This window comes from Nocardia sp. NBC_01327, from assembly GCF_035958815.1.
Classification (GTDB): Bacteria; Actinomycetota; Actinomycetes; order Mycobacteriales; family Mycobacteriaceae; genus Nocardia.
Genome location: NZ_CP108383.1, coordinates 8,777,967 through 8,792,759 on the forward strand (window position 1 = coordinate 8,777,967; position 14,793 = coordinate 8,792,759).

Here is a 14,793-nt window from a genome sequence, read left to right on the forward strand (position 1 = left end):
GCGGCTCGCCTGAATAGCCGGTCAGGTCGAGCAGGTCGATGCGGACCTGTGCGGTGTCGACGTCCAGATCCGCGCCGGAGGTCAGCACGCACACCGGATCAGCGGTGGCGAGAATGTCTTCGGTGCGCGCTGCCGGGTGCTCCGGATCCAGCGGCACATACACGCCGCCCGCGACGGTGACCGCGTACATGCCGACCATCAGATCGATGGAGCGCCGCATGCCCAGCGCCACAGCGGATTCCGGTCCGACGCCCTCGGCGATGAGCCAGCGGGCCAGGCGGTGTACCCGTTCGGCGAACTCGCCGTAGGACAGAACTGTCCCCTCGAATTCGAGAGCAGGCGCATCGGGGCTGGTCAGCACCTGTGCCTCGAAGAGCGAAACCAGTGTCGAGGCCGCGGAATTGCGCTCGGCGAAGACCGAATCCCAATGCACGGCGGTGTCGTTCCAGTCGGTCAGGACCAGTGCGCGCTCGGCGGCGTCGAGCAGTTCGAGATCACCGACGGCCACGGACGGGTCGGCGGCGACGGCGGTGAGCACCTGCACGAAGCGGCGGCCGAAGGCGGTCGCGAAGTAGTCGTCGAAAAGCTCTTCGGCGTAGGTGATTTCGGCCGACATGCCCGATTCGGCGTCGGACAGGGTCAGCTGCAGGTCGAATTTGGCCGACTGCTGGTCCAGGTCCACGCCGGAGACGGCGAGACCGGGCAGCTCCAGGGCGGCGACGCTCTGGTTCTGGAAGGTCAGCATGACCTGGAAGAGCGGATGCCGGGCCTGCGAGCGGGGCGGGTCGAGGATCTCGACCAGACGCTCGAAGGGCACCTCCGCATAGGCGAAGGCCCGCAGGTCGTACTCGCGCACCCGGCTCAGCAGGTCGGCGAAGGACTCACCGGTGCGCACCTGCGCGCGCAGCACCAGCGTATTGACGAACATGCCGACCATATCGTCGAGCGCGCGGTCACCGCGGCCCGCGACCGGGACGCCGACGGCAATGTCATCGCCGCCGGAGAGCCGGGCCAGCAGGGCGGCGAAAGCACTGTGCACCACCATGAACAGCGTCGCGCCGTGCTGCTGCGCCACCCGATTCAGTTCGGCCACCAGCTCCGCGGGCAGTGCGAACAGGTGTGCGCCGGCGCGGTAGGAGGCGACGGCCGGACGCGGCCGGGTGGACAGGCGCAGCTCAACCGGCAGATCGGTCAGGGCCTGGGTCCAGTAGGCGAGCTGGCGGGCGGCCAGCGAGTCCGGATCCTCCTCGGAGCCCAGCACCTCCTGCTGCCACAGTGCGTAGTCGGCGTACTGCACGGGCAGCGGATTCCACTGCGGCACAGCGCCTTCCATCCGGGCCGCATAGGCGGTCATCAGATCACGGGTCAGCGGACCCAGCGACCAGCCGTCACCGCCGATGTGGTGCAGGACGAATACCAGAATATGTTCGGCTGCCGCAGTGCCGGTGTCCGCGAGGCGGAACAGCGCCACGCGCATCTGGATCTCGGTGGTGAGATCGAATCCGGCGGTGACCAGCTCGGAAATGTGCTCGGCCAGTCCGGATTCGGTGACCGCGACCGGTTCCAGGCCCGGGAGACTCTGGCCGGCCGGCAGCACCACCTGGGTACTGCGGCCGTCTGCGGTGGCCGGGTAGACGGTGCGCAGCACTTCGTGCCGGTCCACCACATCACCGATGGCGCGGCGCAGGGCCGCCACCTCCAGATCGCCGGAAAGACGCACGGCCAGCGGAATATTATTGACCGCCGACTCCGGATCGAGGCGGTTGAGGAACCACATGCGCTGCTGCGCCGGAGACAATGGCAGCAGTTCGGGACGCGGACGCGCGAGCAGCGGTGCGCGGCCACCGGTGCCGGCCGCTTCCTCCGCGCGGGCGGCCAGCGCCGCGACGGTCGGCGCCTCGAAGAGCACGCGCACGCCGAGATCCGCGCGCAGCGCTGCCGCCAGGCGGGCCGTGACCTGGGTGGCGACCAGGGAATTGCCGCCCAGTTCGAAGAAGTCGTCATCGAGGCCGACCCGCTCGACGCCGAGCACATCGGCGAAGGTGCCCGCCACGATCTCCTCGATCGGGGTGGTCGGCGTGCGGAAGACCTTGGCCTCGAATACCGGGGCGGGCAGGGCCTTTCGATCCAGCTTGCCCGAGATGTTCAGCGGGAAGGCGTCCAGCACCACGAAGGCGGCCGGAATCATGTAGCCGGGCAGGGATTCCGCCAGCGCCGCCCGCACCTCGTCGATATCGACGAGGTGTCCGGCAGTCGGAATCACATAGGCGGCGAGCTGGTCGCCGAGTCGCTCACCGGTGCGCAGCACCACCACGGCCTGGGCGAGGGCGTCCTGCGCGGTGAGCGCGGTCTCGATCTCCCCCAGCTCGATGCGCTGACCGCGCAGCTTGACCTGGAAGTCGGTGCGGCCCAGGTATTCCAGCTCCCCGGAGGCACTCCACTGCACCAGGTCGCCGGTGCGGTACATGCGCTCGCCCGGGTGGAAGGGGTCCGCGACGAATCGATCGGCGGTGAGATCGGCGCGGCGCAGATAACCGCGCGCCAGCTGCACGCCGGACAGGTACAGCTCACCCGGAACGCCGAGCGGTGACGGGTGCAGACGGGAATCGAGCACGTACACCCGGGTGTTCCAGACCGGGCGGCCCATGGGCACGAAATCGGCGTCCCCGAGCATGAATTCGCGGAAGGTGACCTCGACCGCGGCCTCGGTGGGACCGTACAGGTTGTGCACCCGCGCACCGGTCAGTTCCCACATGCGGCGGGCCGCCGCGGCGGGCAGCGCCTCGCCGGAGCAGAACACGTGGCGCAGCGAATTACACTGTGCGGCGGTGGGTTCGGTGACGAACACCGCCAGCATAGACGGCACGAAGTGTGCGGAGGTGATGCCTTCGCGGCGAATCAGTTCCGACAGGTAGGCCGGATCGGTATGCCCCTCGGGGCGGGCCAGCACCAGTCGTGCGCCGACCTGCAGCGGCCAGAAGAACTCGGGCACCGAGACATCGAAGGTGACCGGCGTCTTCTGCAGCAGTCGATCGTTCTCGTCGAGGGCGACATGCGCCTGCTGCAGCCAGCGCAGGCGGTTCACGATGGACGCGTGCGATACCGCGACGCCCTTGGGGCGGCCGGTGGAACCGGAGGTGAAGATGACGTACGCGGTGTTGTCCGGGCGCAGCGGTGCGATGCGGTCCGCATCACGCAGCGGCCCGGCGGCGTAATCGGATACGTCCAGCAGATCGATCCGGAGCTGCCGTTCGATGCTCGGGTCCAGATCCGCGCCGGAGGTCAGCACGAACACCGGCTGCGCGGTATCGAGCACATGGCCGATGCGATCGGCCGGATGATCCGGATCCAGCGGCACGTACGCCGCACCGGCCGCGACGACGGCGTACATGCCGACTACGAGGTCGATGGAGCGCCGCATGCCGAGGGCGACAAGGCTTTCCGGTCCGACGCCCGCGGCGATCAGGTGCCGCGCCAGCCGGTGCACCCGGCCGGAGAACTCGGCGTAGGTCAGCTCGGCGCCCTCGAAGACCAGTGCGGTCCGCAGCGGAGTGCGGGCCGCCTGCTCCTCGAACAGCGAGACCAGGGTGGCGGAATCGGCCCACTCGTGTGCGGTGGTGTTCCAGACATCGAGCAGCAGACTGTATTCGGCGGCGTCGAGCAGTTCGATATCGCCGACGGCCGCAGACGGATCGGCGGCCACCGCGTCCAGAATGCGGACCAGGCGCTCGGCCCACAGGGCAATGGTGCCGGCGTCGAACATATCTGTGGCGTAGGTGAATTCGGCGAGGATGCCGCCGGTGGCATCGTCGGTCATGTTCAGCTGCAGGTCGAACTTCGCGGTGGCGGCGTCGAAGGGCACCCCGTCCACCTCGAGGCCCGGCAGGGTGAACGCGGTGGCGCCGGTGTTCTGGAAGGACAGCAGCACCTGGAACAGCGGATGCCGGGCCTGCGAGCGGACCGGGCTGAGAATCTCCACCAGGCGCTCGAACGGCAGATCGGCGTGGCCGAAGGCGGCCAGGTCGGTGTCCTTGGTCCGGGCCAGCAGGCCGGTGAAGCTCTCGGCCGCATCGAGTTCGGTGCGCAAGACCAGGGTATTGACGAACATGCCGATGGCCTCGTCGAGCACGGCCTCGCCACGACCGGCGACCACGGTGCCGATGGCGATATCGGCGGAGCCGGACAGCCGCGACAGCAGCGCCGCGAAGGCCGCGTGCACCACCATGAAACGGCTGGCTCCCTGGGTGCGGGCCAGGCGGTCGAGCGCCTCGGCCAGATCGGACTCCAGCGGGAACCGGTGCACGGCGCCGTGATTGGAAGCCACCGCGGGGCGCGGGCGATCGGACGGCAGATCGAGCTGTTCGGGCAGGCCGTCCAGGCCACGGGTCCAGTAGTCGATCTGCTGCGCGATGGGCGAGCTCGGATCCTCCTCGGATCCGAGCACCTCGCGCTGCCACAGCGCGTAGTCGGCGTACTGGACCGGCAGCGGGTTCCACTGCGGGGCGGAGCCATTCGCGCGTGCGGCGTAGGCGGTCATGATCTCGCGGGCCAGCGGGGCCAGCGACCAGCCGTCGGCGGCAATGTGGTGCACGACGAAAACCAGGACGTGCGTGGGCTGTCCGGCATCGATGACGTGGAACAGGCCGGTACGCACCGGGGCCGCGGCGGTCACGTCGAAACCCGCGGTCAGCAGCGGGGTCAGCGCGGCCTCGAGGTCGCGCTCGGTGATGTCGACCGGAGCCGGACCGAGGCCGCCGGCAACCGATCCGGCCGGCAGGACGACCTGCACGCCTCGGCCCTGCGCGGTCTGGGGGTAGATGGTGCGCAGGACCTCGTGGCGGTCGATGAGATCGCCGACGGCCTGTGCCAGCGCCCGGGTGTCGAGGTCGCCGGTGAGGCGGACCGCGAGCGGGATGTTGTTGACGGCCGATGCCGTGTCGAAACGGTTCAGGAACCACATGCGCTGCTGCGCGAGCGACAGCGGGATCTCGTCCGGACGCTCCTGCGCCACCAGTTCGCGGCGGCCGCCGGTGCCCTGCTGGGCTTCCAGGCGGGCCGCCAGCGCGGCGACGGTCGGGGCGTCGAACAGCGTGCGCACAGGCACACGGGTATCGAGTGCCGCGCCGAGTCGAGCGACGACCCGGGTGGCGATGAGCGAATTGCCGCCCAGCTCGAAGAAGTCGTCCTCGGCGCCGACCGGCTGTTCGAGTCCGAGCACCTCGGTGAAGACCGCGGCGACGATCTCCTCGGCAGGGGTTGCCGGAGCACGGAACTCGCGGGCGGCGAACTCCGGCTCGGGCAGGGCACGGCGATCGAGCTTGCCATTGGCATTGAGCGGGAACGCATCCATGGACACGAGACCGGCCGGGACCATGTACGACGGCAGCTGTGCGGACAGGTGGGTGCGCAGCGCGTCCACATCCACTGAACTCTCAGCGGGGACTACGTAGCCGACCAGCTGATCACCGGTGCGGGCATCCGAACGCAACACCACGACGGCCTGCGCGACCGACTCGTGGGCCGTGAGGGCAGCCTCGATCTCGCCGAGCTCGATGCGCAGACCACGCAACTTCACCTGGAAATCGGTGCGGCCCAAGTACTCCAGCTCACCGGCGGCAGTCCAGACCACCAGGTCACCGGTGCGGTACATGCGCTCACCCGGAGTGAACGGGTTCGCCACGAAACGATCCGAGCTCAGGTCCGCACGCGCGACGTAACCACGGGCCAATTGCACGCCCGCGAGGTAGAGCTCACCCGCCATACCCGGAGCGACCGGGTGCAGACGCGAATCCAACACGTAAACCTGGGTATTGAAGACCGGACGACCGATCGGCACCGTCTCGGTATCCGCGTCGACGACCTGGTGGTACGTCACGTCGACGGCGGCCTCGGTCGGGCCGTACAGGTTGTGCAACGCCGCACCGGTCACCGCACGCAACTGCTGCGCAGTGGTCGCCGGCAACGCCTCACCTGAAGCGAAAACCATTCGCAGGCTGGTGCATTCGGCGGCGACAGGCTCAGAGACGAATACGGCCATCATGGACGGCACGAAGTGCGTGGTCGTGACACCTTCTGCGGCGATGACCTCCGCGAGATACACCGGGTCACCGTGACCGTCGGGCTTCGCGACGACCAGCCGTGCACCGATCTGCAAGGGCCAGAAGAACTCCCACACCGACACATCGAAGGTGGCCGGGGTCTTCTGCAACACCACGTCGTCGGCAGTCAGGCTGTACTCGGACTGCATCCAGATGAGTCGGTTGACGATGGCCGCATGGCTGATCGCCACACCCTTCGGACGGCCCGTCGAACCGGAGGTGAAAATGACGTAGGCGGTGTTCGAAGGCCGCAGCGGGGCAAGGCGATCCGCGTCCGTCAGCGGGGCATCCGAGTACGCCGACAGGTCGATCGCATCCACCGCGAGCACCGCGACGGTCGCGCGGGTGAACCCGTCGCGCTCGGTGGTCAGAACGCACACCGGATCGGCGGTATTCAGTACGTAGTCGATGCGGTCCGCAGGCTGATCGAGATCCAGCGGCACGTACGCGCCACCGGCCTCCAGCACCGCGTACATGGCGATCACCAGGTCCAGCGACCGGCGAATGCCCAGTGCGACCAGGCTCTCCGGGCCGACTCCGGCCTCGATCAGCGTGCGCGCCAGCCGATGCACGCGACCGGCGAACTCGCCGTAGGACAGACCTGTCCCCTCGAACGAGAGAGCTGTGGCGTCGGGAGTACGCGCGGCCTGCGCCTCGAACAGCGCGACGAGTGTGTGTGCGGCGTCGCCGGTCTCGGCAACGCGCAGGGCGTCGAGGAATTCGCGTTCCAGAACATGCGCCCCGGCCAGATCGGCCTTCTTGTCGTAGGCCGTATCGACCCGCTTACCGATCTCGTGGCCCACACTGAATGCGGTCCGATTCCAGTCGCGCTGGACAAGGTAGTGCTCGCGATCGTCGAGCAGGTCGATATCGCCGACGGCGCCATCCGGCTGTGCGGTAACGGCTTTCAGCAGTCGTTCGAAGCGCTGCGTGAAGCTCGCCATGGCGGCGGCGTCGAAAAGGTCGGTGGCGTAGACGAGTTCGGCGGTGATGCCGGACGGGGCGCCGCCGTGCTGTTCGGTGAGCACCAGTTGCAGGTCGAATTTGGCGGTGTCGAGGGGCACGTCGACACCGCTGACGGTCAGGCCGGGCAGCTCCGCCTCGGCGGGGCCGGTCTGCTGGAAGGACAGCATGACCTGGAACAGCGGATGCCGGGCCTGCGAGCGGGCCGGCTCGAGGATCTCCACCAGGCGCTCGAACGGCAGGGTGGCGTGCGCGAAGGCGGAGAGATCGGTTTCGCGGGTGCGGGACAGCAGTTCGGCGAAGGTATCGCCGCCCTCGACCCGGGTGCGCAGCACCAGGGTATTGATGAAGACGCCGATCAGATCGTCGAGCTGCTGTTCGCCACGGCCGGCGATCGGCGTGCCGACGGCGATATCCGCATCGCCCGACAGCCGGGACAGCAGCACCGACAGCACCGCGTGCATGACCATGAAGACGGTGACGCCCTCGGCCCGGGCCAGGGCCGCGGCCGCCTGATGCAGGTCGGCGCCGATGGTGAACCCGACGCGCCCACCCCGGTAGCTGGCCTCCTGCGGCCGGGGGTGGCTGAGGGGAAGATTCAGCTCCTCGGGCAGTTCGGCGAGAGCGTCCCGCCAGTAGGCGATTTCGCGGGAGAAGGTGGAGTCGGGGTCGTGTTCGTCGCCCAGCACGGCACGCTGCCACAGGGCGTAGTCGGCGTACTGCACGGGCAGCGGGCTCCACTGCGGCGCTTCGCCGTTCGCGCGCGCCAGGTAGGCCGCGGTCAGTTCGCGCACCAGCGGACCGAACGAGAAGCCGTCCGCCGCAATGTGATGCACCACGAAGGCGAGCGCGTACTCGTCGGCGGCAGCCTGGTAGAAGCGCACGCGCAGGGGCAGCTCGCTGGAGACGTCGAAGCCGCGCGCGGCGAATTCCGCCACCGCCGCGTCCAATTCGGCGGCGGAGACCGGGCGCACGGCGAGATCGAGGTCGACCTCCGTCATCGGCAGCACCACCTGGTGGCCGCCGTCGGCGGATTCCGGGAACAGGGTGCGCAGCGATTCCTGGCGCCGCACCACATCCAGTACGGCGGCGCGCAGGGCATCCAGGTCCGCACGACCGCTCAGCCGGACCACGAAGGGCAGGTTGTACGTCGGTGCGGCGGTATCGAACTGGTTGAGGAACCACATGCGCTGCTGCGCCGGGGACAGCGGCAGCAGTTCCGGACGCGGCTGGGCGGTCAGCGGGGGCCGCTGATCGGCGGGGTGTTCGGCGGTCGCGGCGCGGGCCGCGAGACCAGCGACGGTCGGGGACTCGAACAGGGCGCGCACCCCGATCCGGGCGCCGAAGGCCGCCGATACCCGGGCCACCACCTGGGTGGCGACCAGTGAGTTGCCGCCGAGGGCGAAGAAGTCGTCGTCGGCGCCGATCCGCTGCACGCCGAGAATATCGGCGAAGATACCGGCCACGATCTCCTCGGCCGGGGTGCGCGGTGCCCGGAAGCCCGCGTCGCCGGCACCGAATACCGCTTCCGGCAGGGCCTTTCGATCCAGCTTGCCCGAGGAGTTCAGCGGGAACGCGTCCAGGGCCAGCACGGCGGCCGGGATCATGTAGGAGGGCAGGTGGTCGGCGGCGGAGCGGATGAGCTCGGCGGTGTCGACCGTGCGACCCGGCGCGGGCACCACGTAGCCGACCAGCTGCTGACCGGTGGCGGTCTCGGCGACCAGCACCACGGCCTGGCTCACCGCCGGATGGGCCAGCAGGACCGTCTCGATCTCGCCGAGTTCGATGCGCTGGCCGCGGAACTTGACCTGGAAGTCGATGCGGCCCAGGTAGATCAGTTCGCCCTCGGCGGACCACTTGACCAGATCGCCGGTGCGGTACATGCGCTCACCGGGGGTGAACGGGTTGGCGACGAAGCGATCCGAACTCAGATCGACCCGGCCGAAATAACCCCGGGCCAGCTGCACGCCCGCCAGGTACAGCTCACCCGCGACGCCGATCGGAGCCGGGCGCAGGCGCGAATCCAGCACGTAGACCTGCGAATTCCACTCGGGCTCGCCGATCGGGACGGTGGTGGTGTCGGTATCGAGGGCTTCGCGGAAGGTGATGGACACCGCGGCCTCGGTGGGGCCGTACAGATTGTGCAGACCGGCGCCGCTGACCGCGCGGAAGGCCGCCACCGTCTCCGGCGGCAGCGCCTCGCCGATGACGAAGACGTCGCGCAGCGAATCGAGTTCGGCGCGCTGGGCGTGCATGGCGAAGACCGTCAGCATGGACGGGACGAAATCGGTGAGTGTAACCCCGTGCCGGGCAATGGTTTCCGCCACATAGCGGGGGTCGCGGTGACCGTCGGGGGTGGCCAGCACCATGGTGGCGCCGGTGCGCAGCGGCAGGAAGTAGCCCCACAGCGAGACGTCGAAGGTGGTGGCGGTCTTCTGCAGGTACACATCGGACCGGTTCACACCGTATTCGGCCTGCATCCAGGCCAGCTGATTGGCAATGGCGCGGTGGGTGACCGCGACGCCCTTGGGCTTGCCGGTGGAGCCGGAGGTGAACAGCACGTACGCGGGGTGATCCGGGTGCAGCGCGGCGCGGCGGGCACGATCGTCGACGCGGGTGGCGGGGTAGCCGGACAGGTCCAGCTCGTCCACGTAAAGTAGTGGGACGCCGGTGGTTTCGGGCAGAGTGAAGCCGTCGGCGCGGGTCGTCAGCACGACGTGCGGGTGTGCGGTGCCGAGAATATGGCCGATGCGCTCGGCCGGATGGCTCGGGTCGATCGGCACATACGCGCCGCCCGCGCGCAGTACCGCGTACATGGCGACGATCAGTTCGACCGAACGGGCCATGCCCAGGACGACCTGCGATTCCGGGCCCACTCCGGATTCGATGAGCAGCCGGGCCAATCGGTTGGCGCGCTCGGACAATTCGGCGTAGGTGAGTTCGATATCGCCGAAGATCAGCGCGGTGGCCTGCGGCGTCCGGCGCTCCTGGCCATCGAAGCCCTCGTGCAGGAACAGGTCGGAGACGCGGTGGCCGCTGGCATTCCAGCTCGCGGTCACATAGTCGAACTCGCCGGCGTCCAGCAGTTCGATATCGCCCACGGGGCGCTCGGCGGCCGCGGTCGCGGCGGTCAGCAGCCGGGTGAACTTGGCCGCGAACTCGTGCACGGTGGCGGCGTCGAACAGGTCGGTGGCGTAGGTGAAGGCGGCGCTGTACGCGTCATCGCGGTCCGAAATCGTCAGCTGCAGATCGAATTTGGCGACACCGGTCTCGAAATCGAACACCTCGGCGTCCACACCCGGCAGCAGCAGGCTCTGGTCGCCCAGGTTCTGCATGAACAGCGCCACCTGGAACAGCGGATGCCGGTTCTGCGCGCGAACCGGATTGAGCACCTCGACCAGCCGCTCGAACGGCACCTCACGGTGCGCGAAGGCGCTCAGGTCGCGCTGGCGGGCGTGCGCGACCAGATCGGCGAAGGAGGCGGCGCCGTCGACCTCGGTGCGCAGCACCAGGGTGTTGACGAACATGCCGATGAGATCGTCCAGGGCGGCATCGCCACGACCGGCGACCGGAATGCCGACGGCGATATCGGCGGAGCCGGAGAGCCGGGCCAGCAGCGCGGCGAATGCGGCGTGCAGCACCATGAACGGGGTGGCCTGGCAGGCGGCTGCGACCCGGTCGACGGCGGCGCGCAGGTCGGCGCCGATCTCGAATTCGAGGGTGGCGCCGCGGTAGCTGGAGACGGCGGGGCGGGCGTGATCCAGCGGAAGTTCCAGCTGGGCAGGCAGTTCCGCGAGTTCCCGGGCCCAGAACTCGAGCTGGCGGGCGGCCGGCGAGTCCGGATCGGTCTCATCGCCGAGCAGCGCCTGCTGCCACAGCGCGTAATCGGCGTACTGCACCGCGAGCGGGGCCCAGCCGGGCTCCGTGCCCAGCTGTCGAGCGGTGTAGGCGACAACCAGGTCCCGGGCCAGCGGGCCCATGGACACTCCGTCACCGGCAATGTGGTGCAGCACCAGCACCAATACGTGGTCGGCCGGACCGACCCGGAGTAGTCGCATGCGCAGAGGCACCTCGGCCGCGACGTCGAATCCCGTTGCTGCCGCTGCGGACACGGCGGCGAGAAGACCGTCCTGGGTCACCTCGACCGGGGTCAGGTCCACGTCGAGGCCCGGCAGCACCACCTGGGCGGGACCGGCGGGCGTCTGCGGGTAGTAGGTGCGCAGCGATTCGTGCCGCTCGATCAGGTCGGAGACGGCGGCGGACAGCGCCGGAACATCCAGATCGCCGCGCAGCCGGAGGGCGAACGGCATATTGTCCACCGCGGACTGGTCGAAACCGTCTGCGGCCGTGCTGGATTCGCTGTGCGCGTAGCGGTTGAGGAACCAGATGCGCTGCTGGGCGGGCGAAAGCGGCACCTGGTCCGGGCGGGCGGCGGCGGTGAGCACCGGACGATCGGCGTCGAATTCGGCCGGTCCGATCAGTGCGGCATCGGAATTGGCCTGTGCCACCGGATCTTCCGCGAGCAGGGCGAGCGCGGCGACGGTCGGGCGATCGAAGAAGTCGCGCACATCCAGGGTGATGCGCAGGGCCTCGGAGATCCGGGCGATGGCCCGGGTGGCAATGAGCGAATTGCCGCCCAGGGCGAAGAAATCGTCCTCGGCGCCGACCCGCTCGAGGCCGAGCAGATTCGCGAAGACGGCCGCCACGGCCACCTCCGCGGTGGTCTCGGGCTCACGGTATTCGGCTGCGCTGTCGATGAATTCGGGCTCGGGCAGGGCCCGGCGATCCAGCTTGCCGCTCTGGTTCACCGGGAACTCCGGCAGCACCACCAGCAGCGACGGCACCATATACTCGGGCAGGCGGTCGCGCGCCGCCGCCAGCACCGCCGCGGTGTCCAGCGCGCCGGCGGCGGGCACCACATAGCCGACCAGATGATCGCCGCTCACGGTGTGGTGCAGCAGGACGGCCGCCTGCGCGACCTGCTGGTGATCCAGCAGCGCCGCCTCGACCTCGCCGAGTTCGATGCGCAGGCCGCGCAGCTTCACCTGGAAGTCACTGCGGCCCAGGTACTCCAGCTCGCTGGGGCCACCGTCCACGGCGGGGGTCCAGCGCACCAGGTCGCCGGTGCGGTACATGCGATCACCGGGCGCGCCCTCGGGATTGGCGACAAAACGCTCCGAGGTCAGCGCCGCGCGGGCGACATAGCCGCGGGCCAATTGCACACCGGCCAGGTACAGCTCGCCGACCACACCGGCCGGGACCGGCTCCAGATTGTCGTCGAGGACGAGCAGATCGGTGTCATCGGCGGCCGCGCCGATCGGGACCTGCACGGTATCGGCGGCGGTGACCTCGTGCGCCGTCACGTCGACGGCCGCTTCGGTCGGGCCGTACAGATTGTGCAGGGTGGCGCCGCTGACGTCGCGGAAGGCGGCGGCGGTGGCGGCGGGCAGGGCTTCACCGGAGGCGAAAACGCCACGCAGGGAATCGGATACGCCGTCGCGCGCGGCCTCGGCCACGAAGACCGACAGCATGGAGGGCACGAAGTGCGCGATGCTGATGCCGTAGTCGGCGATGGTGCGCAGCAGGTACGCCGGATCGCGGTGACCCTCCGGCTCGGCGATCACCAGGCGTGCGCCGACCTGCAGCGGCCAGAAGAACTCCCAGACCGAGACGTCGAAGGTGAAGGGCGTCTTCTGCAGGACGGCGTCGGCCTCGTGCAGCCGGTACATGCGCTGGCGCCAGCGCAGATTCGCGACGATCGCGCGGTGCGAGACCGCCACACCCTTGGGGCGTCCGGTGGAGCCCGAGGTGAAGATGACGTAGGCGATGCTGTCCGCATGCGCTTGCACGACATCGTGATCCGCCGTGGGCGAGAGCGCGACGCCGGTGGCGGTGCGCTCGAACTCGTCGATGCGCAGCACCGGGACGGCGGTGTCGAAGTCCGGCTCATCGGCCGTAGTGGTCAGGACAACAGCGGGTTTCGCCACCGACAGCACATACGACAGGCGCTCGGCCGGGTGATCCGGATCCAGCGGGACGTACGCGCCACCCGCCTTCACGATGGCGTACATGCCGACCAGCAGTTCGAAGGAGCGGCGCACGGCCAGGCCGACCAGCACGTCCGGTCCGACGCCGGCGGTGAGCAGCCGCCGGGCCAGGGCATTGGCGCGGGCATCGAATTCGGCGTAGGTCAGGGACTCGCCGCCGAACTGCAGCGCCACCGCCTCGGGGGTGCGGCGCACCTGCTCCTCGAACAGCGAGGCCAGCGTCTCGATCGGCGCCAGGTGCGGCGACAGCACCGCGGCGGCCGCCTTGACGGCATCGTTCAGCAGGTCCTCGAGGACGGCGGTGAGCGCGCCCTCCTCCCCCTCCATCAGGTCGGGCAGCTGTCCGGAAATGACGACCTGGACCAGCGACTCCGGTTCCAGCGCACCACCCATGGCCTCGGCGAGCATGCCGAGTTCCGCGGCCAGCGCACCGTAGCCGACCGAAATTTCCCCACTCCGCACCGCGATACGGTCCGGCTCCAAGGCCGCCACCGTCTCGATCAGATTCGGCAGATCGGCGAGACCGTAGGCGCTGCGCAGCGCCGCCTGGTTACCGAACCGGCTGACTGCGACCGACTCCACACCGGACATCAGAGGGCTCCTTCTGACAAAAGCAGTGCCTGCGCATCGCCCGAGAGCGTCCGCAGGACTTGGGACAGGCCACCCGCACCGAGGGCGGCCAGGATGCCGGGTACCAAACCGGCCAGTGCGACATTCACCAGTGCCTCCGGCTTCGCCGCCGCACCCATGGCACGGGCGACGGTGGCGATCTTGGCGGCTAGGTCGCGGTAGGTGACGCGGTGGTCGCCGTGCGAGACGGCGATCGCGTCGGGAGCGAGCTCGGCGGCGGCGGCGATCAGCGCCGGGAGCTCGGCCGGTGGCACGGCGGCGGGCGCCTGCGGGGCGCCGGTGCCGGAGTGCACTGCCGTACCGGAGGACTCCGGTACGACCGACCGTGCGGACTGCCCACTGCGAGGGCGTTCCGCATCGGTACGAATATCGATGGCGCGCACCACGATCGCCGGATCACCGGCGACGGTGTCGAGCACCCGCAGCAACCGTCCCGCCATCAGGCGGATGGTGGCTGCCTCGAAAATATCTGTGGCATAGGCGAACTGCATGCGCAGGCCGGCGACCCGGCCCTGCGCGTCGTAGCGCTCCATACCGGTGAGCTGCAGATCGAACTTGGCCTCGGTCAGCTCCGGCTCCAGCACCTCGACCTCGAGGCCCGGCAGCGCCACCGCGGGGGTGTTCATGTTCTGGAAGGTGAACATGACCTGGAACAGCGGGGTGTACGCGCTGGAGCGGGTGCGGCCGGAGGCGGACAGCACCGCCTCCACCACGCGCTCGAACGGCACCTCGGCCTGGGCCAGGGCGGCCAGATCGCGATCGCGGACCTGGCGGAGCAGCTCGTGGAACGGGGCTCGGGTATCCACCTCGGTGCGCAGCACCACGGTGTTCACGAACATGCCGATCAGATCGTCGAGAGCGCGCTCGCCACGACCCGCGACGGGTGCGCCGACGGCGATATCGCGCAGTCCGGACAGCTTCGACAACAGGACCGCGAACGCGCTGTGCACCACGCCGAACAGGGTCGCGCCGTGCTCGCGGGCCACCGCCGCGAGACGAGCGGTGAGCTCGGCCGGGACCTCGAAATCGACAGTCGCGCCGCGCATATCGCGGCG

At 69.4% G+C, this 14,793-nt stretch carries 2 protein-coding genes (both running past the window's edge); both read right to left on the bottom strand.

Going from position 1 to position 14,793, the window contains the following annotated elements:
* A protein-coding gene (locus OG326_RS40265; protein WP_327142335.1) for a non-ribosomal peptide synthase/polyketide synthase crosses the window boundary here: on the bottom strand, positions 1 to 13,699 show its 5' end (the start). It extends 24,575 nt beyond the left edge of the window; the window shows 13,699 of its 38,274 coding nt (coding positions 1–13,699); the start codon lies at positions 13,697 to 13,699; its stop codon lies beyond the left edge, outside the window.
* Positions 13,699 to 14,793, bottom strand: partial view of a non-ribosomal peptide synthase/polyketide synthase gene (locus OG326_RS40270; RefSeq protein WP_327142336.1) — the 3' end only. It continues 16,878 nt past the right edge of the window; only the last 1,095 of its 17,973 coding nucleotides appear in the window; the start codon falls outside the window, past its right edge; its stop codon occupies positions 13,699 to 13,701. Before OG326_RS40270 ends, OG326_RS40265 begins: the two co-directional genes overlap by 1 nt.